Consider the following 19,706-nt stretch of genomic DNA (forward strand, 5'->3'; position numbering starts at 1 on the left):
CCGATGGCCTCGTTCGACCCGATCGACTTCGACCCCAACGCGCCCCCCCCCCGGCCCGAGACGCCCCCCGTCCGCCGGGGGTTCGTGATGGTCCTCCTGGTGCTGATGCTCGCCGCCGGGGTGGTCTACGGGATCCCGTACATGGCCCAGCAGATCGGCTACCGCTACGAGGTTGGCCGCGCCGTCGCCGCGGCCGAGGCGCTGGAGAAGCTCGACGGGGACGACCTCATCGGCCGGTCCTCGGCCCTCTTCCGCCTGGCCAGCACCCGGGTGCAGCCGGCGGTCGTGAACGTCCGGACGGAGCAGATGACCGGCCCCCCGATGGGGGACCAGGGCGGCGGGCTGGGCCAGCTGGTCCGCGGCGCCGGCTCCGGCGTGGTGATCGACAGCGAGAACGGCTTCGTCGTCACCAATCACCACGTCATCCAGGATGCCGACCAGATCATCGTCCGCCTCGGCCGCCGCGAGTTCCCGGCCCGACTGGTCGGCTCGGACGTGAAGACCGACATCGCCGTGCTCCAGGTCGAGGGCCGCCTGGCCGCCGAGGCCCCCTGGGGGGACTCCGACCTGGTCGACATCGGCGACTGGGTCCTCGCCATCGGCTCCCCCTACGAGCTGGACCGCTCCGTCACCGCCGGCATCGTCTCGGCCACCGGCCGGGGCGGCCTGATGCAATTCGGGGATCTCTACCAGGACTTCATCCAGACCGACGCCGCCATCAACCCCGGCAACTCCGGGGGCCCGCTGATCAACCTCAAGGGCGAGGTCATCGGCATCAACACCGCGATCCTCTCCGACACCGGCGGCTACCAGGGCATCGGCCTGGCGATCAGCTCCGGGCTGGCCCGCAAGATCGTCGAGCAGATCATCAAGGAGGGCCGGGTGATCCGAGGCTACCTCGGCGTGTCCATCCGCGACATCCTGCCCGAGGAGGCCAAGGCGCTCGGCCTGGAAGAACCCCGGGGCGCCCAGGTGATGGACGTCGTCCCCGGCGGCCCGGCCGACGAGGCCGGGCTCCGCCCCGGCGACGTCGTCCTGGAGATCGACGACCAGCCGGTCGACGACTCCAACGCGCTGCGGACCCGCACCATCACCCTCCCCATCGAGAAGTCCGTCCCCGTCACCATCATGCGAGGAGGCGGCCAGGAGCGGGTGGATGTGACCATCCGGGCCATGCCCGTGCTGCTGGACCTCGGCCTCCTGGTCGAGCAGGGGCTCCCCGGCGAGCTGCCGGCCGAGCTCGCCGGCCGGCTCCCGGAGGACGGACTCTACATCGTCGGGGTCATGCCCGGCAGCCCCGCCGCCCGATCCGGCCTCGACCCGCGCCGGATCCCGGGGCTGCGGATCTCGGCCGTCGGCCCCGTGCCGGTCTCCACCGTCGAGCAGCTCCACCAGATCGCCGCCGCCCAGTACGACCCCCGGGCCGGGCTCCAGTTGCAAGTCGAGGCGCTCGACGGCACCCCCCTGATGCTCAACCTCGGCGGCTCGGACCCCGACGCCGAGGGCCCCTGATCCCGTCGTGTCGGCGCGGGCGACGGTTTGCGGTCTTGTTCTCGGGCGGGGCCGTCACGCGAGGACGCGTCCCGCCGCCGAGCCCTCCCCTTGACTTGGACACCTGGGACGTGGGAGGGCCGTGTGGCCCTCACGCCACATCCTCGGGGCGTTCTTTCGCGGGCCGGGCCGGTCGGGTCGTCGGGAACGCTCCCGAGGGCCGTGTCAAGGGCCTGGCCCGGCCGCCCCGGCGAGTCGGCGGCGGCGTCCTCCGGGAGAATCGGCGTAAGTGCTAATCTTGTGCCGAGTTGGAGAGAGCCCCGGGCGTGTCGGCAGGACGGCGACCCAACTTGACCGTATTCCGGTCAGAGGTATAATTCCGCATCACCGCCGTGCAGGAGACGGCATACAACGGTCCGGCGTCCCAGCGGTACGACCTCCCCTCCCGGGGTCCGGTGCCGTGCTCGGTCGCCGTCCACACGCAACGAATCCGGGACTGCGACCTCAGCCCAGGAGCTCCCGGTGCCGCGACACTCCGAAGACACGCTCGCCGCGATCAAGGGGGCGATCGACATCGTCAGCCTCGTCGGCGAGTACCTCCCCCTGCATCGGGCCGGATCGAAGTTCAAGGCCCTCTGCCCATTCCACGACGACCACAATCCCTCGCTCGAGCTGAATCCGGAGCGCCAGTCGTACAAGTGCTGGAGCTGCGGGGCCGGCGGCGACATCTTCGACTTCGTCAAGGATTACGAGCGGGTCGAGTTCCCCGAGGCGTTGCGCATGCTGGCCGAGCGGGCCGGAGTGGCCCTGGACAATCCGAGCGGCGGCGTCGCCACCGGCGGCCCGAGCAAGAGCGACCTGCTCTCGGCCTGCGACTGGGCCGGGCGGGCGTTCCGCACCGCCCTGGTCGGCTCCGACGAGTCCCGCCGGTATCTCGAACGCCGCGGGATCTCGGCCGAGATGATCGACCGCTTCGGCATCGGCTTCGCCCCCGACCGCCGCGACTGGCTCCTGAGCCGGGGGCGCCGGGAGGGGTACGAGGGGGCGTTGCTGGAGAAGGCCGGCCTCGTCTCCCGCAGCGAGAAGGACGGCACCCTCCGGGACCGGTTCCGCGGCCGGGTCGTCTTCCCCATCCGCGACATCCGGGGCCGGGCCATCGCCTTCGGCGGCCGGATCTTGCCGGATGCGGAGAAACGGATGGCCGAGTCGGGGCTGGGCGTCGCCAAGTACCTGAACAGCCCCGAGACGCCGCTGTTCCAGAAGCGGCGGAACCTCTACGCCGTCGACCTCGCCCGGGACGCCGCCCGCAAGGAGGGCTGGGTGGCCGTCGTCGAGGGGTACACCGACGTCGTGGCCGCCCACCAGGTGAGGCTGCCGAACGTGGTCGGCACGCTCGGCACCGCCCTGGGGGACGACCACGTCCAGGCCCTCCGACGCCTGGCCGACCGCGCCGTGCTCGTCTTCGACGGCGACGAGGCCGGGCAGAAGGCCGCGGATCGCAGCCTGGAGCTGTTCCTGAACCACGAGCTGGACGTCCGGGTCCTCACCCTCCCCGGGGGGCTGGACCCCTGCGACTTCCTGCTCGGCGCGGGCAAGGACGCCTTCCTCGCCCTGGTCGAGGCGGCGTCCGACCCCCTGGACCACCTGGTCGACCGGGCCTCCTCCAGCTTCGACCTGGACGACCTCGACGGCGCCCGTCGCGCCGCCGACGCCGTGCTCGACGTGCTCGCCCGCCTGCCCGGCCCCGGCGGCCGGGCCCGGGCCGGGCTGGACCTGAAGGCCGCCAAGGCGCTGGATCGGCTGGCCCACCGGCTCCGCTTGCCGGTCGAGGCGTTGCGACGCGACCTCTCCCGGCGCCGAAAGCCCGACCGGCCCGCCCATCATCACGTACACTTAAGAAACGGTGAGGACGCGGCCGCCGCCGGCCGCGTCGGGGACGCGAGCGAGCCGCCCCCTCCCCCCGCGATCCGCCCGGGGGACCTCGACCCGCTGGACCGCGAGTTGATCGAGATCCTCTTGAACGAGCCCCAGGTCGTCGGCCAGGTGATCACCCGCGTGGAGGCCGCGTCGCTCCGGGACGCCCCGCTGCGGCGGATCCTCCAGGCCTGCTACGACCTGCACGGCGAGGGCCGGTCGGCGACCTCCTCCGAGGTGGCCGACCGGATCGAGGATCCCGCCCTCCGCGCCCTGCTCGCCTCGCTCGTCTCGCCGCTCGACCCCCGGCCGCTCTCGGAGCGGTACCGCAACGGTCGCTACGAGCCCCGGCCCTGGCGCGACCGCCTGGCCGGGCTGCTCCCCCGGCTGGCCGAGCGGGCCGGCCGGGTCCGCCTCCGGGATCTCATCGGGGCGCTGGCCGAGGTCGACCGGGCCGCCGAGCCGGAGTCCTATCGCGAGCTCTGGCGCGAGAAGATCAGGCTGGAATACGAACTCAACCGGATGGTCGCCACCAAGAAGTCGTCCGACGCGTCTTGATCGATCCGACGTCGGTTCTTCCTAGGAGAGTGTGTCGATGGAAAAGCTGGACGAGGGCTTCAAGACGCTCCTCGAGTTGGGCAAGCGCCGCGGTTTCCTCACCTACGATCAGCTCAACGACAACCTGCCCGACGAGGTCTCCAGCAGCCCGGAGAAGCTCCACGAGCTGCTCGAGCGGCTCGACGAGCTGGGGGTCGAACTGGTCAACGAGGAGGAGGCCGAGGCCCGCGTGGTCGACTCCGGCGACCTGGGCGATGACGCCGACGACGAGGTCGTCGACGACCAGGCCGAGGAGGACGACGACGACGGCGAGCTCACGCCCGAGGATCTCGACGAGATCTCGCGCCGCATCGACGACCCGGTCCGCATGTACCTCACCCAGATGGGCGAGATCCCCCTGCTGACCCGGGACCAGGAGATCAACCTCGCCAAGCGGATCGAGATCACCCGCCGCAAGTTCCGCCGCAAGGTCCTGGAGTGCGACTACGCGCTGCGCCTCGTGGTGGACGTGCTCAAGAAGGTCGACAGCGGCGAGCTGCCCTTCGACCGCACCGTCAAGGTCTCGGTCACCGAGAACCTCGAGAAGGAGCAGATCCTCCAGCGGATGAAGCCGAACCTCGCCACGCTGGACCACCTGATGGACTGCAACCTCCGCGACTTCCGCAACTACATCCGCGCCAAGGACAGCCCCGACGACGCCCGGGTCCTCCGCGTCGAGCTGGCCCGGCGCCGCCGCAAGGCCGTCACGCTGGTCGAGGAGCTATCGATCCGCACCCAGAAGGTCCAGCCGCTGATGAAGCGGCTCGAGCAGATCGCCGGCCGCATGAACGAGATCCTCCAGCAGCGGGATCTCGTCCGGGCCGGCAGGGGGAGCCAGGACGACCTGGCCAACCTCCAGAAGGAGCTCAAGGACCTGATGGTCATGACCCTGGAGACGCCCCGGAGCCTCACCAGGCGCGTCCGGAGGATGAACGACCGCTACCGCGAGTACGAGGAGGCCAAGCGCCAGCTCTCCGGCGGCAACCTCCGCCTGGTCGTCTCCATCGCCAAGAAGTACCGCAACCGGGGCCTCTCCTTCCTCGACCTCATCCAGGAGGGGAACACCGGCCTGATGCGGGCGGTCGACAAGTACGAGTACCGCCGCGGCTACAAGTTCTCGACCTACGCCACCTGGTGGATCCGCCAGGCGATCACCCGGGCCATCGCCGACCAGGCCCGCACGATCCGCATCCCAGTCCACATGATCGAGACGATGTCCAAGCTGCGGAACGTCTCCAAGAAGCTCCTCCAGGAGAAGGGCCGGGAGCCGACCATCGAGGAGATGGCCAAGGTCGCCAACATCTCCGTCGAGGAGACCCGTCGGGTGATGAAGATCAGCCGGCACCCCATCTCGCTCGACCGCCCGGTCGGCGAGAGCGAGGACAGCTACTTCGGCGACTTCATCGAGGACGAGGCCGCCGAGAGCCCGATCAACGCCGCCACCCAGGAGATGCTCAAGGAGAAGATCGACGCGGTCCTGAAGACCCTCACTTATCGGGAACGCGAGATCATCAAGCTCCGCTACGGCCTGGGAGACGGCTACACGTATACCCTCGAAGAGGTCGGCCGCATCTTCAAGGTCACCCGGGAACGGGTGAGACAGATCGAGGCCAAGGCCGTCCGCAAGCTCCAGCATCCGGTCCGAAGCCGGCAGCTGGAAGGCTTCCTGGAAAGTACCGGCTGACACCGGACACCAAACCGCCGGTCGCCCCGAGAGGCGACCGGCGGTTTTTTTGTCCCTGGAGGGATCGAACGATGGGACCGCTCCTCGCCGGCATCGCCACCCTCCGCGACCGGGCCCCGGCCGTCGCCCGATCGCCCCGGGCCTCCGCCGCCCTCGGGGGGCTCGCCGGACTTCCGGCCCTCCGGCCCGGCGCGATCGCCCCCGCCTCGATGCCCGCGATGGCGGCGGATCCTCCCCCGGTCGAGGCCGGTCCCATCGCCACCGGCCCGTCCTGTTTGCCCTTTTCCTGTTGATCGCCTGGTCGAGGCCGGTCATCCTCGGCGTCATCTCCCCGCACCGCACCCCCGACCGGAGCCCCGTCCGGAGTCCGTGAGTCGTCCGGGACGCAGTCGAATCGACGCACCTTCCCCCCAGTTCGGAGCCCAACCCCGATGCCCGCGACCGTCAACGATCTCCGCGGACTCCACGACCTTCACCGCCGCGCCAAGGCCATCCGCGATCGTCTGGAGTCCGGGCCCAAGACCCTCGCCGCCCGCCAGCGGGGCCTGGAGAAGCGTCGCCAGGCCCTCGAGGAGGCCCGGGAGGCCCTGAAGCATCGGAAGGCCGACGTCCACCGGCAGGAGATGCAGGTCCAGAGCCAGCGGACCCGGGTCGACGACCTCCGCGTGAAGCTCAACGCGGTCAAGAAGAACGAGGAATACAAGGCGATCATGAGCGAGATCGCCATGATCAACAACACGATCGCCCACCAGGAGGACGCCATCCTCGAGCTGATGCAGGGGGTCGAGACCTCCGCCGCCGAGCTCGCCGCCCAGGAGGCCGAGGCGGCCAGGTTCGCCGGGGAAGTCGAGGCCCTCCGGGTCGACGTCGAGACGAAGGCCGAGGGCCAGCGGGCCCAGCTCAAGGAGCTGGAAGGGGCCATCGCGGAGAGCGAGTCCGTCGTCCCCGAGGAGGACCGCGAGCGCTACCGCCGCACCGTCCGGGGCCAGGGGGACGACGCCTTCGCAGGGGTCGACTCCCACACCCGGGCCTGCGACGGCTGCAACCAGGTCATCACCATCCAGGCCGTCAGCGAGTTGATGAACGCCGAGCACCTCGTCTACTGCAAGACCTGCGGCCGGATCATGTACCTCGTCGAGGACTGAGGGGATTGAAAGGACAAAACTCTTCCGTATCCTGAGACCTTCGCACCAGGAGATCAAGGAGATACGCAGATGCGGCCCAGCCCCGAGATGATCCCCGTCCTCATCGATGCCGCCAAGGCCCTCAAGGGCAGTCCGAAGCGAGTCTTCATGGCCAAGACCGTCGCAGCGATGGGGCGGGGTGGACAACGCTGGGCCCAGGAGCATCTCGGCTGGTGCCGGGAGACCATCCGCAAGGGCACGCACGAACTCCGCTCGGGCATGACCTGCGTGGACGCCTTCTCGGCCCGCCGTCGCAAGCCCGCCGAGGAGCACTTGCCCCGACTCCTCGATGACATCCGCAGCATCGCCGACGGGCAGAGCCAGGCCGACCCCAAGTTCCAGACCAAGGGGCTCTTCACCCGGATCAGTGCCGCCGAGGTCCGACGCCAGTTGATCGCCACGAAGGGCTACACCGACGAGGAGTTGCCCACCCAGCAGACCATCAACACCAAGCTGAACCTGCTGGGCTATCGCCTCTCCAGGGTGGCCAAGTGCCGCCCCCAAAAAGAGTCCCGCAGACCGATGCCATCTTCGATCAACTGAAGGCGGTCAACCCCGAGGCGGATCGGGCCAGGGGCACCCTGCGGCTCTCGATCGACGCCAAGGCGACGGTGCATGTCGGCCCCTTCTCACGGCGGGGCCGGAGCCGGACCGGCACGAAGGCGGCGGATCACGACTTCAAGCCCGTGGCGACGCTGACCCCCTTCGGCATCTTCCTGCCCGAGCACGACGACCTGTGGCTGTACATGGCCCGGTCGAAGGTCACCAGCGACTTCATCGCCGATCGCCTGGAGCAATGGTGGGAGGGCGTCCGCCTGCGGTTCCTGCGGGTCAAGACGCTGGTGATCAACCTGGACAACGGCCCGGAGAACCACAGCCGGCGGAGCCAGTTCCTCAAGCGGATCGTGGCCTTCGCCCGCAAGTATCGCCTGGTGGTGCAGTTGGCGTACTACCCGCCGTACCACAGCAAGTACAACCCGATCGAGCGGTGCTGGGGCGTGCTGGAGATGCACTGGAACGGGTCGCTGCTGGACTCGGTGGAGGCGGTGTTGGGATTCGCCCGATCGATGACCTGGAAGCGGAAGCACCCGGTGGTCAGCCTGGTGGAGACGACCTACGCCAAGGGGGTCAGGCTGAAGCCCGAGGAGATGGAGGCGTTGGAGGCCGAGGTGATCCGCCTGCCGTCGCTTGAGAAGTGGTTCGTGAAGATCCCTCGTAAGCGAGGCAGGCCACGGAAGACGTAGCTTCTTTCTGGTGCCTGATCCCCGGGCACCCGGCCCTGCATCCACCAGGTTCGGGTCGGTGCCCCCCCGTGCCGGGGGGGCACCGACCCCCGTCCTCAGGGACCCGGATCCCCGGGGGCCGCCTCGACCGCCCCGATCTCCCCCGCCGACCCCGGCCCGGGCGGATGCCCGCCCTCGCCGCCCGGCAGGACGAAGAAGGCGACGGCGAGGATCGCGTAGATCATCAGCAGCATCGCCCCCTCCAGCCAGTTCGACTCGCCGTCCTCGGCCACCATCCGGGCGATGAACACCGCCAGCAGCACCGCCACGACCTCCAGGGTCGTGAACAGCAGGTCCATCGGCTCCTCGCGCAGGTAGCTGGCGAAGACCAGCACCGGGGCCACGAACAGCGCGATCTGCAGGGCCGAGCCGATCGCGATGCCGACCGACAGGTCCATCTTGTTCTTCAGCGCCACCAGGATCGCCGTCGAGTGCTCGGCCGCGTTACCGACGATCGCCACGATGATCACCCCGACGAACACCTCGCTCAGGCCGAAGGCCTGGGACGTGTGCTCGACGGCGCCGATGAGGATCTCGCTCATGATCGCCACGAACGAGGTCGCCACCAGCAGCGTCCCGACGGCCCGACTCATGCTCCAGCCGGGGCCGTGGCCGTGCAGGCTCTCGTCGGGCGAGCCTTCCTCGGCGTCGGGGTTGAACAGGTTCTGGTGCGTCTTCAGGCTGAAGACGAGGTAGAGCACGTAGGTCAGCATCAGGATGATGCAGACGCCGACGCTCAGCTCGTGCTCCAGGAACAGTCGCCGGTCCTGGCCCTCCTCCCGGGCCACCCGGAGCACCTCCGGCAGGGAATAGAAGATCGCCGGGATGAGCATGCCGAAGGCGGCCAGCACCATCATGGTCGAGCCCACGCCGGCGGCCGTCCGGTTGAATTGCAGCCGGGGCCACTTCAGGCCGCCGGCCAGCAGGCTGGCGCCCATCACGAGCAGCAGGTTGCCGATGATCGACCCGGTGATCGACGCCTTCACCACCTCGTCGTAGCCCCGGAACAGCGCGAACAGGGCGATGATCAGCTCGGCGGCGTTCCCGAAGGTGGCGTTCATCAGCCCGCCGATCCCCGGCCCGAGCTTGTGCGCCAGGTGCTCGGTCGACTCCCCCATCAGCCCGGCCAGGGGGATGATCGCCAGCCCCGCCGCGACGAACTGCCAGGTCTCCCCCACCCCGGCGACCCGCAGCGCGATGCCGATCGGCACGAAGACCAGCATCAGGTTCAGCCAGCCGACCCTCCTGGGGTCGAACCAGTCCCTCCAGTCGAACCCGCGAGAGCCGGGGTCGCCCGACCGGCCCGGGCGGGGACCGCGAGGGGAATCCGGGTTCGGCGTCACCGGGGGTGACCCCGAGGGGGCCCCCCGCCGTTGGTTGACTCGCTTCCTGGCCAATTTATAATGGCTCCCATGCGGCTCCCCGGTGGGATCCGTCGACAGCTTGGTTTCGATCCGAGACGCGAGTCCCCCACACGGCGAGGCACCCATCATGGCTGGGAACGTCCAGGAGTTTACCGACGCGACCTGGCAGTCGGAAGTCCTCGATTCGGATGTCCCCGTTGTGGTCGACTTCTGGGCCCCCTGGTGCGGCCCCTGCCGGATGCTGGCACCGACCATCGAGAAGCTCGCCGGCGAATACACCGGCCGGGTGAAGATCGGCAAGATGGATACCGACCAGAACAGCAACACCCCCAGCGGGCTCGGCATCTCCTCGATCCCCACCGTCGTCTTCTTCCAGGGCGGCAAGGAGGTCGGCCGGCTCGTGGGCGTGAACCCCGAGGCGAAGTTCAAGGCCACCCTCGCCGAGATGGGCGTCTCCTGAGCCCAGCCCCGCCGGGCGACCGTCGGTTGGTGATCGCGGATGGCCGATGCCCGACCCCGGGCCTCGGCCATCGTCGTTTCAGCGATCGGGGTCTCACCATCAGTTTATTCATCCAATCACCCCTGCTGGTCAAGATCTGCGGCGTCACCACGACCGACGACGCCCGGATGGTCGCCGAGGCCGGGGCCGACTGGATCGGCGTCAACTTCCACCCGGCCTCGAAGCGGTTCGTCCCCCCCGAGCTCGCCCCCGAGCTGGTGGCGGCGATCGCCGGCCTCGCCGAGCCGGTCGGCCTGTTTGTCGATCGCCCGGTGGCCGAGGTCGCCGAGACGCTCGATCGCGCCGGCATCCGGATCGCCCAGCTCCACGGAGACGAACCCGCCGAGGACGTCCGGGACCTCCGCCTGCTCGGCTACCGGGTCGTCCGCGCCTTCCGCCTCGGGGGTCGGGACGCGGTCGACCGCATGGCGGCCTGGCTGCGGCACGCCTCGCGGATCGGCGGGGAGCCCGAGGCCGTCCTCGTCGACGCCTTCGTCCCCGGCCAGGCCGGCGGCACCGGCCACGCGATCGCCGGGGAGGTCCTTGACGCCCTGGCCGATCGACCCCGCCCCGCCCCCGCCCGCTCGGGCCACCCGCCGGCCGATCCGGCCCCGAAGCTCATCCTCGCCGGCGGCCTGACCCCGGCGAACGTCGCCGACCTCGCGGCCAGGATCGGCCCCTGGATGGTCGACGTCGCCAGCGGGGTCGAGTCGAGCCCCGGCCTGAAGGACCCGGCCAAGGTCGCCGCGTTCGTCCGGGCGGCGCGATCTCCGTGAGGTCGACCCGATGGCGAAGATCAGGCGAGTCAGCGGCCTCCGCGTCCGTCTCGGCGGCCTCGCCCGCTCGGGCTGGCCCCCGCCCGGGGCCGCGACCCCGCCGCCGCCGACCCGGGACGTGATGCGCGACCTCCGGATCGAGCCCGACGGCCCCGGCGTCCTGCCGATCGCCGAAGCCCGAGACGGATCGACCTGCTCCGATTCCCGGGACGAGACGCCCGGCGACGCCGAGCGGGCCGCCTCGGCGTGGTTCGGCGTCGGGCCGGAGGCCTGGGGCGACGGCTGATCTCCGCCGACGAGACGTGAAGGATCCCCCTATCCGGGGACCGGCCCTCGCGGCTAGAATCAAGGACTTGCGTCTCCTCCCGGCCGTCGCGCGGGGCCGGGATCAATTTCCTCTCGTATCCCCTCCTGCTACGCGGGCGGCAACGACCCCGGCCCGACGCGCGACGGGGCGGACGGAGGCCGCCGGGCGGCCCGGACCCTTTTTCTTTTATGGTAGATCGCAACCTGCTCCGCGAGTTCGACATCTCCGACGAGGAGTTCTCCACGGCCGTCTTCACCGAGGACGGCCACGACGAGGACCCGATGGCCTCCTTCCTCGAGGAAGGCCAGGAGTATGTGCTCAACACGATCGTCCACGGCAAGGTGATCGACATCGTCGGCGACCAGGCGGTCGTCGACGTCGGCTACAAGGCCGAGGGCCTCGTCCCCCTGAACGAGTGGGACGAGCACGAGGGCCGCCCCGTGCCCGGCGACGAGGTCGAGGTCCTCCTGGAAGGGATGGACGACGACACCGGCGAGATCCTCCTCTCCCGCAGGAAGGCCCACCGCATGCGGGCCTGGGAGAACGTGATCTCCAAGCACGCCGAGGGGGACGTCGTCACCGGCCGGGTCACCAAGAAGATCAAGGGCGGCCTGCTCGTCGACATCGGCGTCAACGTCTTCCTGCCCGCCAGCCAGGTCGACATCCGACGCCCTTCGGACATCGGGGACTACCTCGATACCGAGATTCAGTGCATGATCCTCAAGATCGACGAGGGACGCCGCAACATCGTCGTCTCCCGCCGCAAGCTGATCGAGGAGCAGCGCGCCCGCCAGAAGGAGAAGCTGCTCTCGGAGATCGAGATCGGCCAGGTCCGCAAGGGCGTCGTCAAGAACATCGCCGACTTCGGCGCGTTCGTCGACCTCGGCGGCATCGACGGCCTGCTGCACATCACCGACATGTCCTGGGGCCGGATCAACCACCCCTCCGACATGGTCCGGATCGACGACACGATCGAGGTCATGGTCCTCAACGTCGACCGCGACCGCGAGAAGATCGCCCTGGGCCTGAAGCAGAAGTCCCCCAGCCCGTGGGAGAACATCGGCGAGAAGTACCCGGAGGGCTCCCGGGTCGCCGGCGAAGTCGTCAACGTCATGTCCTACGGCGCCTTCGTCAAGCTGGAGGAAGGGATCGAGGGCCTGGTCCACATCTCCGAGATGTCCTGGACCAAGCGCATCAACCACCCCAGCGAGCTCGTCCAGATCGGCGACAAGGTCGACGTCGTCGTCCTCGGCATCAACCGGGACAAGCAGGAAATCTCGCTGGGCATGAAGCAAACCCAGCCCAACCCCTGGGACCAGGTCGCCCAGAAGTACCCGCCGGGCACCATGGTCGACGGCACCGTGCGCAACCTGACCAACTACGGCGCCTTCATCGAGATCGAGGAGGGCATCGACGGGCTGCTGCACATCTCCGACATGAGCTGGACCCGCAAGATCGGCCACCCCAACGAGCTGCTCGAGAAGGGCCAGCAGGTCTCCTGCCAGGTGCTCAACGTCGACCAGGAGCGCAAGCGGATTGCCCTGGGCCTGAAGCAGCTCAAGCAGGACCCGTGGGAGACCGACATCCCCGACCGCTACCACCCCGGCGACGTGGTGGTGGGCAAGGTCACCAAGCTCACCAACTTCGGCGTCTTCGTCGAGCTGGAGCCCGGCCTCGAAGGCCTCCTGCACATCTCCGAGCTGGCCGAGCACAAGGTCGACAGCCCGGAGGAGATCGTCAACGTCGGCGACGACATCGAGGTGAAGATCCTCCGCGTCGACCGCGGCGAGCGCAAGATCGGCCTCTCCAAGAAGAAGGCCGCCTGGAGCAAGGAGGAGATCGAGGCCGAGGAGACCCAGGCCCAGGCCCCCTCCGCCGGCGCCGTCGCCGGCACCGCCCCCGCCCCCCCCAAGAAGGACAGCTCCCTCAAGGGCGGCCTCGGCGGCGGCGGACCCCTGTTCTCCATGCCCGCCGCGGAGGCCGAGGCCGCCGCGGAGCCGGAGGCCGATTCGGAGCCGGAGGCCGATTCGGGGACGGAGCAGGAGGCCGCCTCGGTGGCCGAGGCCGTCGCGGAGTCGGAGCCGGAGGCCGTCGCGGAGTTGGAGCCGGAGGCCGCCGAGGAGCCGAAGGCCGAGGCCGCTCCCGAGCCCACCGAACCCGAAACCGAGGCGGAGAAGACCGAGGGCTGAGCCTCGCCCGAGAGGGCCGGGTCCCGCAGCCAGGCGATCGCAACGGCCCCTCCCGCTCCTCGCGGGAGGGGCTTTTTTTGTCCCCTCCACGCGAGTGCTCAGGCGTCCACAACGGGCCGGATCACGGGTCCGCCGGTTGATGACGGTCACGACGGGCCGGACTCCCCCGCCACCGGACCGCTCCACGGGAGGGCCACGGGACCCTTCGACGCCCCCGGCCGTCGTCGCCCCCGGATCCGCATCGCCGGCGCAAGTCGCACGATCGCCATGACGCCGACCTTCGAGGCCCGCGACCCGGCCACAACACCCACCGAGGTCCCGAGCCTCGTCTGCGCCTGATCGGGCAGATCGGGCCGGATGCCCGGGCGCCCGTTCGACGGGCGCGACGGCCGGGGACGCAATCCGGGATGCCCCATCCCCCACAATCTCCCCCAACACGCCCACCCCACCCGGGGTGGGCTTTTTTTTTACGCCAATCGGTCTGGGTCGTCACAATCGGCAAGGACGGCACAACCTCAACTATTCTGTCTTCCCAGTCATCCCATTTTCGCAAGTCCCCTTCAAATACCTACCCCCCGTGGACGATAATCACCTTGAACCGCGAACCGGCCTTGTCAAGGCGGGCGGTCGACGGCGACGGGTCCGATGCCCTCGGGATCGGGGCGCGGTCGCAATCGGCCGGGGTCGACCGGATGAGGGGGTTCGGGGTCGTCGGAGGCGCCAGGGCGGCGTCGGGGGGGCCGGATGGGCCCTGCCGGCGTGGTCGGGGGGCCGGCGGCCCGAGGCGAGGACGAGACACCGGCCGGTGCACGCCGCACAGCACCGCACCAGGGCGACCGACGCGAGAGGGACCTTCATGGCTCGTATCCGAAGACACCGCCGAGATGTGGTCCAGAGCCCGTTGGAGACCTATCTTCGGGAGATCAACGAGGTCCGACTGCTCAGCGCCGACGAGGAGAAGGAGCTCGCCCACCGGATCGCCCGGGGGGACAAGGACGCCCGGGAGCGGATGATCCGGGCCAACCTCCGGCTGGTGGTCAACATCGCCCGGCATTACACCGGCAAGGGCCTCGCGCTGCAGGACCTGATCGAGGAGGGGAACCTCGGCCTGCTCCGCGCCGTCGAGGGATTCGACCCGTCGATGGGCACCCGGTTCAGCACCTATGCCAGCTACTGGATCAAGCAGTCGATCAAGCGGGCGCTGGTGAACACGGCCAAGCCGATCCGGATCCCCGCCTACATGGTCGAGCTGCTCTGCAAGTGGCGCCGGATGCAGGCCGAGCTCCAGGAACGGATGGGTCGGAGCCCCACCCTGGAGGAGGTCGCCAAGGCGCTGGAGCTGCCCAAGAAGAAGCTGGCGATCGTGAAGAAGGCCATCAAGGTCTACAACCTCGTCCCGCAGACCGACCAGCCCGAGAACGGCTGGAGCCTCGGCGAGATGCTCATGGACGAGCGGACCCGGGCCCCGGACGTGGAGATGCTGGAGGCCGACAACCTCAGGCTGGTGATGCACCGCCTCGACACGATGGACAAGCGAGAGGCCACGGTGCTCCGCATGCGGTTCGGCCTCAACGACGCCCCGCCGAAGACGCTCAAGGAGATCGGCGAGTCGCTCGGCCTGACCCGGGAGCGCGTCCGGCAGATCGAGAACGAGGCGCTGGGCAAGCTCTCCGCCTCCTTCATGGCCGACTGAGCCCGGCCCGTATCGAGGGCGATCGCCCGCGAAGGTCGGGAGGGCGGGGCGGCGCCCTCCGAGGCCCGGGAGGGGGCCGTCGGGCGGCTCGCCGATCCGAGGCCGTCGCGGATGCGGCCCGTCCGACCGGGGAGGGCCGTCGAGCGGTCACCCGTCCTGCGCCGTCCGCCTTCGTGCCGTGGAAAAACAGCCGGCCGGCCCCTCGCCCGGGCCGGCCGGCTGTCGTGTCGGTTCAGGTCCGCCCCGGCCTCCGCCCCGAGGGGCGGTCCGCCGAGCGGGGGGATTGGCGGGGGGCCGCACTCAGGCGGCGACGCTGCGGCGGCGATGCCGGCGGTAGAGCAGGGCGGCGCCTCCGCTGAGCAGGACGACGATCGTCGTCGGCTCGGGGATCGGGAACGGCTCGGGGGAGTTGTAGGAGCGGATGTTGCTGACCGGCTTCAGCCCCGTGAAGTCGTTCGCGAAGCTGCCCTCGAAGGTGCTCTCGATCAGGGGGGTGAACTCCATGTAGGCGGTGTCGCCGTAGTACTTGGCGAGCGCCCCCCCGGTGATGTCGATGTCGGCGTCGAAGGTGTCGAGGCCGAGCTGGGGCATGTCGGTCCCCCCCAGGTCCAACCAGCCCAGTTTCGTGGGCGTGCCGGTCAGCAGCGTGCCGTCGAAGACCTGGCCGTCGGCCTCGATCCGGCCCCGCAGCTCGTAGGTGTTCAGGGGGTCGTCGATCACCATCCCGTTACGGTCGACCACGAGCCGCAGGAATTGCGACTTGTTCGAACCGTCGGCGTGCTCGATGGGGAACGACGAGGTCTCCGACCCCGCGATCTCCCAGGGGGTGTTGTTTACGGTCAGCACGCCGCGCTCGGTGGCCTCATCGAAGTCGTATTCGATGCGGCCGTTGATGGCGGCGGCCAGGACGTCGGGGAAGGCGAGCTTCGGGTCGTTCCGGATCAGGTTCGCCTGAGCAGAGCTGCCGGACAGGGCAGTCGCCCCGGCGATCAACCCGAAGACGGCGACGTAGTGACGCATCCGGTGCATGGGAACTCCTTCGGTCCGGTGGCTCGGGGATTTCCCTCGCTTCGGACCTCAATCATTGGCGACTCACGCCGTCTCGTCCCCGTCCCGCGCCCATCCTCTGGCGCGGCTCGACGTCGGGGATCGGCGACAACTTCCGCATTCGGCGAGGCGATCCAGTCCGTTCCGCCCGGGCGGCGGCCGAAGCAGGCCCGGCGGTTCGCGCCGGGCGTCGAGGGCGGGCTGTTCGCGGGGTGTCGGCTCAAGTGGGTGAGTGCCCGACCCTCGGCTTCGGTGCCGATCGGGTCGTACTCGGGCTCTCCGGGAGGGCGTCCGCGGGTGCCGTTCGTCCGGCCCGCACTCCACCCCCCAAAGACGGGGCGAACGATACTCCCGGGCCCCTCGGCTGTCAACTCGGGATTCTTGATCGCCCCTGCCAGGTCCGGATCCCCCGATCCCCGCCCGGGTTGCCCCCCGACGTCCCGATCCCCCCGCCCCGGGAATCTCGGCCCGGCCGAGGCCCCCGGCGTGGATTCTTGTGACTGGGACGTTCCCGTTCCTCGATCATATAGGAGGAGGTCTGCCGCACCGGCCCCTCCTCCTCCCCCCCCGCGGAGCCGCCCCCGTGCCGATCGCCCTCGACTCCTCCCCGATCGATCGTCGCACCCTCCGCCCCCGGGGCGAGGTGCCTGGGACCGCCAGTAGCTCGGTGCGCTCGGCGCGGAGCGAACCCATTTCGATTCCCGCAACGGATGTCCCTGCAATGGATTCCGTCGATCGTCGTGGGGTGTCAATCGGCGCACCGCCCGCGTCCGCCCCTGCCCGACGTCCCCCGCCGCCGAGGCCCCGGGGGCCCGGCGGCCTCCGCGCCCGAGCCGCGGCAGACCTCCGGTGCGCTCTGCGCGGAGCGAACCCATTTCGGAAATCGTAACTTTTTGTGAAGAGGTTGTTTGCGGCGATTCTGTTCGATCGATTCTTGGCGCACCGACCTCGTCCCCACCCCGGACGGGCCGCCCGAGACCGGCGATCCGCCGGGGACCGGGCCGCATCGGCCCTCGGTCCCCCCTCCTGCCCGGCCCTCCCCCCGCCCCGGTAGCATGGGACTCCTGACGCCCTCACGACCCGACCCCCGGGAGCCCTCCTGATGAGTCCCGCCGACGTGGCCCGCATCCTCGACGAGATGGGCACCCTGCTGGAACTCCGGGGTGAGAACCCCTTCCGCTGCCGCGCCTACCACAACGCCGCCGACGCCATCCGGGGCCTGGGGGACGACCTCCCGGAGCGGATCGCCTCGGGCCGGCTCGCCGAGGTCCCGGGCATCGGCGAGACGATCCGGGCGAAGGTCGTCCAGCTCGTCACCACCGGGAGCGTCCCGCTCTACGACGAACTCCGGGCCGAGTTGCCCCCCGGCCTGGTGGCCCTGCTCCGGGTCCCGGGCCTGGGCCCGAAGAAGATCAAGGCCCTGCACGACGCGTTGAAGGTCGAGAGCCTGGCCGACCTCCGCCTCGCCGCCGAGTCGGGCAAGATCGCCGGGCTCAAGGGCTTCGGCGCCAAGACCGAGCAGAAGATCCTGGAGGGCCTGGGCTTCGTCGAGTCGACGGGCGACCGGATCTTGCAGAGCACCGCCCGGCGGCTCGTCTCGCCGATCCTCGGGGCCGTCCGCTCGCACCCCGGCGTCATCGAGGCCGAGGCCTGCGGCAGCCTCCGGCGACGCCTCGACACGATCGGCGACCTGGACATCCTCTTCTCCTCCGACGACCCGGCCCCGGTGCTCGACCGCTTCGTCTCGCTCCCCGAGGTGGCCTCGGTGCTCGCCCACGGCCCGACCAAGGCCAGCGTCCGGCTCGCCGGGGGGGTGCAGTGCGACCTCCGGGGCGTCTCCCCCGGGCAGTTCCCGTTCGCCTTGCACTACTTCACCGGCTCGAAGGCGCACAACATCGCCATGAGACGGCGGGCGATCGCCCGGGGGCTCCGCCTGAACGAGTACGCCCTGGAAGGCCCCGACGGCCCGATCCCCTGCGGATCGGAGGAGGAGCTGTTCCGGGCTCTCGGCCTGCACGCCATCCCCCCCGAACTCCGGGAGGACCGGGGCGAGTTCGACCGCGCCGAGGCCGGCCCGATCCCCCCGCTGGTCGAGCGGGGGGATCTCCGGGGGACCTTCCACTGCCACACCGACTGGAGCGACGGCGGCAACACCCTGGCCGAGATGGCCGAGGCCGCCCGGGATCGCGGCCTCTCCTACCTCGGCATCGCCGACCATTCCCGCTCCGCCGCCTATGCCGGGGGCCTGAGCATCGACCGGGTCCGTCGCCAGTGGGAGGCGATCGACGAGCTGAACGCGGCGATGGGCCCGGCGTTCCGGGTCTTCAAGGGGATCGAGTGCGACATCCTCGCCGACGGCTCGCTCGACTACCCCGACGACGTGCTGGAGGGCTTCGACTACGTCGTCGCCAGCGTCCATTCCTCCTTCGGCCTGCCGGCCGAGGCCATGACGGCGCGGATCGTCCGGGCCGTCCGGCACCCGCTGGTCACGATGCTCGGCCACCCGACCGGCCGGCTCCTCCTGCGGCGGGAGGCCTATGCGGTCGACCTCGGCGCGGTCATCGAGGCCGCCGCCGAGGCCGGGACGATGATCGAGATCAACGCCAGCCCCCATCGGTTGGATCTGGACGCCCCCCATGTCCGACGGGCCCGGGACCGGGGCGTGGCGATCGTCATCAACCCCGATGCGCACGCCACCGGGGGCCTCGACGACCTGGACTACGGCGTCGGCGTCGCCCGACGGGCCGGGCTCGGGGCGGCCGAGGTGTTCAACTCGTTGCCGGCCGAGGAGGCCTCCCGGGCGTTGACGAAACTCCGCACCCGGGGCTGATCGCGTCGAATCCTCTTGATGAACCGGTGAACCCCATCTTGCGGCCCGGCCGCCCCCATCTATAATGCAGAAGCTGGATTCCGGGACGCAGGACGCTCTCCCTCCCCGCGGGGACCGTGACGGTCGGTCCGCAGCCCCGCGACGACGTTGTCGCCGACCTCGGCCTCGCCGCGACGATCGGGGTCCGTCCCCGACCTCCCGGCCGTCCCCCGTCCCGACCCGGTCCGGCCTCCGCTCCGCCCCGACCCCGCTCCCTCGCCGTCGCCGCCGGTCGGGCCCGCCCGGCCCCCGATTCAAGGGATCATCGCCATGGCACTCCCCAAGTCTCCCGAGGCCGGCCGCCGCGTCTTCACGGTCGAGGAGGCCAACCAAACCCTGCCGCTGGTCCGGGCGATCGTGGCCGACATCGTCCGCCAGTGGAAGGTGGTCAGCGACCTGGAGCAGCGCCTCGCCCCGGTGCTCGACCGCCGCAAGTCGTCGAAGGCCGACGCTGACCCCTACGACGCCGAGCTGGCCAGCCGACGCGCCGAGCTCGCCGCCGAGCAGTCCACCTTCCGCGCCTACCTGCACGAGCTGGAAAAGCTGGGGGTCGAGCTCAAGGGGGCCCACAACGGCCTCTGCGACTTCCCCAGCGTGCGAGACGGCCGGGAGGTCTACCTCTGCTGGAAGCTCGGCGAGGCCGAGGTCACCCACTGGCACGAGCTGCACTCCGGCTTCTCCGGCCGCCAGCCGATCGACGCCCGGGAGCCGTCCCACGCCGGGCATCAGCCCGCCTGACCGGCGCCCCCCCGAGCCGAGGGCCGCCGAGTCCGGCCCGTCATGCCCGAACCTCCCCCGGAATCGGGGAT

General features: G+C 70.2%; 15 protein-coding genes. 13 read left to right on the top strand and 2 right to left on the bottom strand.

The features are described from left to right. Positions 1–3 precede the first annotated feature (3 nt). From ElP_RS03480 to ElP_RS41035, 6 genes are all read left to right on the top strand, one after another. A complete protein-coding gene (locus ElP_RS03480) occupies positions 4–1,512 on the top strand; it encodes a trypsin-like peptidase domain-containing protein (RefSeq protein ID WP_145267274.1) in 1,509 nt (502 codons plus the stop codon). 501 nt (positions 1,513–2,013) lie between these two features. Next, entirely contained in the window at positions 2,014–3,963 is a 1,950-nt protein-coding gene (gene dnaG, locus ElP_RS03485) for a DNA primase (protein WP_145267276.1), read from the top strand. Positions 3,964–4,000: 37 nt separating this feature from the next. Then, the gene (gene rpoD / locus ElP_RS40940) at positions 4,001–5,686 is read left to right on the top strand and encodes an RNA polymerase sigma factor RpoD (RefSeq protein ID WP_145267278.1); all 1,686 of its coding nucleotides are present in this window, start codon (positions 4,001–4,003) and stop codon (positions 5,684–5,686) included. Between the two features lie 71 nt (positions 5,687–5,757). After that, entirely contained in the window at positions 5,758–5,979 is a 222-nt protein-coding gene (locus tag ElP_RS03495; protein WP_145267280.1) for a hypothetical protein, read from the top strand. A 138-nt stretch (positions 5,980–6,117) separates the two neighbouring features. Beyond that, entirely contained in the window at positions 6,118–6,831 is a 714-nt protein-coding gene (locus tag ElP_RS03500) for a zinc ribbon domain-containing protein (RefSeq protein ID WP_145267282.1), read from the top strand. A gap of 69 nt (positions 6,832–6,900) precedes the next feature. After that, a protein-coding gene (locus ElP_RS41035) for an ISAzo13 family transposase (protein WP_390834704.1) occupies positions 6,901–8,114 on the top strand; the annotation gives its coding sequence in 2 pieces (ribosomal slippage) (positions 6,901–7,378 and positions 7,378–8,114; 1,215 coding nt in all). Positions 8,115–8,209: 95 nt separating this feature from the next. Here the strand turns inward: ElP_RS41035 and cax are convergent. Then, positions 8,210–9,496 carry a calcium/proton exchanger gene (gene cax, locus ElP_RS03510; RefSeq protein ID WP_197446684.1) on the bottom strand — a complete coding sequence of 429 codons (1,287 nt, stop codon included), beginning with the start codon at positions 9,494–9,496 and terminating at the stop codon, positions 8,210–8,212. Between the two features lie 148 nt (positions 9,497–9,644). Here cax and trxA point away from each other — a divergent pair, with 148 nt between their 5' ends. The 5 genes from trxA to ElP_RS03535 all read left to right on the top strand — a co-directional run bounded on the left by trxA (position 9,645) and on the right by ElP_RS03535 (position 14,981). Continuing rightward, the gene (gene trxA, locus ElP_RS03515; RefSeq protein ID WP_145267284.1) at positions 9,645–9,977 is read left to right on the top strand and encodes a thioredoxin; all 333 of its coding nucleotides are present in this window, start codon (positions 9,645–9,647) and stop codon (positions 9,975–9,977) included. Between the two features lie 29 nt (positions 9,978–10,006). Continuing rightward, on the top strand, positions 10,007–10,792 hold the full coding sequence (locus ElP_RS03520) for a phosphoribosylanthranilate isomerase (RefSeq protein ID WP_231749457.1): 786 nt from the start codon (positions 10,007–10,009) through the stop codon (positions 10,790–10,792). A 10-nt stretch (positions 10,793–10,802) separates the two neighbouring features. After that, positions 10,803–11,078 (top strand): hypothetical protein, encoded by a 276-nt coding sequence (locus ElP_RS03525; RefSeq protein ID WP_145267286.1) that lies wholly within the window; start codon positions 10,803–10,805, stop codon positions 11,076–11,078. A gap of 209 nt (positions 11,079–11,287) precedes the next feature. Continuing rightward, entirely contained in the window at positions 11,288–13,288 is a 2,001-nt protein-coding gene (locus tag ElP_RS03530; RefSeq protein WP_145267288.1) for a 30S ribosomal protein S1, read from the top strand. Positions 13,289–14,144: 856 nt separating this feature from the next. Beyond that, positions 14,145–14,981 (top strand): sigma-70 family RNA polymerase sigma factor, encoded by an 837-nt coding sequence (locus ElP_RS03535; RefSeq protein WP_145267290.1) that lies wholly within the window; start codon positions 14,145–14,147, stop codon positions 14,979–14,981. A gap of 300 nt (positions 14,982–15,281) precedes the next feature. On the opposite strand, the gene ElP_RS03540 is transcribed toward ElP_RS03535, so the two are convergent. Beyond that, positions 15,282–16,010 (bottom strand): PEP-CTERM sorting domain-containing protein, encoded by a 729-nt coding sequence (locus tag ElP_RS03540; RefSeq protein WP_145267292.1) that lies wholly within the window; start codon positions 16,008–16,010, stop codon positions 15,282–15,284. A gap of 1,120 nt (positions 16,011–17,130) precedes the next feature. On the opposite strand from ElP_RS03540, the gene polX reads away from it, so the two are divergent. Continuing rightward, positions 17,131–18,858: a DNA polymerase/3'-5' exonuclease PolX gene (polX, locus tag ElP_RS03545; protein WP_145267294.1), complete on the top strand. Its 1,728-nt coding sequence runs from the start codon at positions 17,131–17,133 to the stop codon at positions 18,856–18,858. A 309-nt stretch (positions 18,859–19,167) separates the two neighbouring features. Next, the gene (locus ElP_RS03550; protein ID WP_145267296.1) at positions 19,168–19,635 is read left to right on the top strand and encodes a DUF2203 domain-containing protein; all 468 of its coding nucleotides are present in this window, start codon (positions 19,168–19,170) and stop codon (positions 19,633–19,635) included. Positions 19,636–19,706: the final 71 nt, after the last annotated feature.

The sequence above is a fragment of the Tautonia plasticadhaerens genome (assembly GCF_007752535.1).
Taxonomy (GTDB): Bacteria; Planctomycetota; Planctomycetia; order Isosphaerales; family Isosphaeraceae; genus Tautonia; species Tautonia plasticadhaerens.